Here is a 2048-nt window from a genome sequence, read left to right as displayed (position 1 = left end):
GAGCTCGGGGGGAGGGTGTCGCCGGCGGGGGCGGGTTCGGTGGAGGCCACGTTGACCACGACCGCGCGCGTCAGCCCGCACCGCCGTACGAAGGAGCGGATGTCCGCGGTGAAGGCGGTGATCAGCTCGTCTTCGGTCCTGGTGTCGCCGGGGAGGGGGCCGCCGGGTCTGATCTCCCGTTCGGCGGCGGCGAGTTCGGCGCTCATGGCGGCGGGCAGGCCGTGCGGCAGGACACCGCCCGACGCGAGGGCCTCCGCCCGTTTGGGCAGGGGGCAGTCCATCGTGTCGTGGCCGCCGAAGACCAGGGCGGACAGGGCGGGCAGGCCGCTGTCGGTGAAGGGCGGGGTCTCGGTGACCAGGCCGGTCGGCGGGTGCAGCCCCGCGGTCATGGCGGCGCAGCCCGCGACGACCGTCGTGGCGACGGAACCGCGGGCCCCGATCAGCCAGACACCGACGCGTGGTTGGGAATCGGACGCGGACATGGGCAGCCTCCTCGTCGGACGTGGAACGTCGAACGCGTCGTACGCGCACCCCACTCATGAGGGGGAAAGACGGCGGGCGGGGGTCCGGCGTCCCCCGCCCGCCGCCGCTCAGTCGCCGTGGACAGGCAGTTCCTTGATCCGGATGTCGCGGAACGACACCTGGTCGTCGGCTCCGTGGTTCTGGATGCCGACATGCCCGTCACGCAGGCTCCGGGCCGGATCGGTGTTGGTGAAATCGTTGATCTTCACGCCGTTGAGCCAGACGCGGAGGCGTTCGCCCTCCACGCGGATCTCGTACGTGTTCCACTCCCCCGGCGGGTTCAGCGCCCGGTCGCGCTTCTTCAGGTCGGCGGAGCGGAAGCCGTAGACGGACCCTGTGGTCTTCTCGGGTACGTCGGTGGCGTCGATCTGGATCTCGTAGCCGTTGTCCACGGCGGACCAGGGGTCGTCCGAGGGCGGGAAGCCCACGAACACACCGGAGTTGTCGTCTCCGGAGGCACTGGCCGTCCTCCAGTCGAGCTTCAGGGAGTAGGACCCGAAGCCCTGGCCGGTGCCGGCGTACCAGAGCATCCCCATGCCGCCGGACGACGTGAGCGTGCCGTCGTCGGACAGGGTGAAGGAGCCCGGTCCTGCCTGCTTCCAGCCGGTCAGGGAGCCGGCCGTGCCGTCGAAGAGCGGACGGTAGCCGTTCTCCGGCCGGCAGTCGGCCCGGGCGTCACCGGTCGCGTACCGGATGCCGCCGAGCAGGTGGCCGCGGAAGGCGGGGTCGGCGTACGACTCCTTGGTGTGGCCGAGGCCGGTGTAGAAGGCCCGGCCGCCCTGGTAGTCCTGGCACCAGGCGATGGGATGGTCGCCGTTCATGGTGCCGCCGGTGTACGACGACTCGTCCAGCGAGGCGAGGACGTGGGCCCGGTCCCGGGGGTTGGAGCGGTAGTTGTACCACTCGTCGGTGCGGTTCCACGCCGGGCCCAGGTGGGCCGTGGACGGGTGGGACCGGTCCTCGACGACGACGGTGGCCGGCTGGATCGCCGGGTGCGACTGGAAGTACGCGCCGGCGAGGCCGCCGTAGAACGCCCAGTTGTACTCGGTGTCGGCGGCCGCGTGGATGCCGACGTATCCTCCGCCGCTGCGGATGTAGCCCTCGAACGCCCGCTGTTGGGCGGGGGCGAGGACGTCTCCGGTGGTGGAGAGGAAGACGACGGCGTCGTAGCGGCGCAGGTTGCGTGCCGTGAACGCGGCGGCGTCCTCCGTCGCGTCGACGGCGAAGCCGGCGCTCTGCCCCAGTTCCCGTACGGCCGCCACGCCGTCCGGGATGGAGTCGTGCCGGAAGCCGGCCGTCTTGGAGAAGACCAGGACCCGTTCGGGGTCGGCGTTGTGGGAGACGGCGGGTTGGGACACGCAGCCCAGGAGCAGGGCCGCGCCCACGACTGCGGTGGCCCGTCGTCGGTTGGCGTTCATGTGGACGCGGCGTCTGGGGGTCTCGATTCTGCGGGTGGGGGTGGTGCGGTCTTTCCCGTGCACGGATGCCTCCGGAGTGGGGCCGGACATACGGGTGGGTCGTACGGG

At 71.5% G+C, this 2048-nt stretch carries 2 protein-coding genes; both read right to left on the bottom strand.

What is annotated here, in order from left to right; genetic code table 11:
- Nucleotides 1–482 (bottom strand): inositol-3-phosphate synthase (locus tag AOJ26_RS39795; protein WP_234358798.1); only part of this gene is annotated, 482 nt, incomplete at its 3' end.
- 108 nt (nt 483–590) lie between these two features.
- Nucleotides 591–1940, bottom strand: a complete 1350-nt coding sequence (locus tag AOJ26_RS39790; RefSeq protein WP_053853214.1) for a ThuA domain-containing protein — start codon at nt 1938–1940, stop codon at nt 591–593.
- Between the last annotated feature and the right edge of the window lie 108 nt (nt 1941–2048).

Source organism: Streptomyces sp. NRRL B-24085 (genome assembly GCF_001282115.1).
In the GTDB taxonomy this organism is placed as follows: domain Bacteria; phylum Actinomycetota; class Actinomycetes; order Streptomycetales; family Streptomycetaceae; genus Streptomyces.
This window is presented reverse-complemented; position numbering and strand designations above follow the sequence as displayed.

Excerpts from the sequence above, each read along its gene's own strand:
- AOJ26_RS39790 (WP_053853214.1), bottom strand. The coding sequence starts at position 1,940 with ATGAACGCCAACCGACGACGGGCCACCGCAGTCGTGGGCGCGGCCCTG.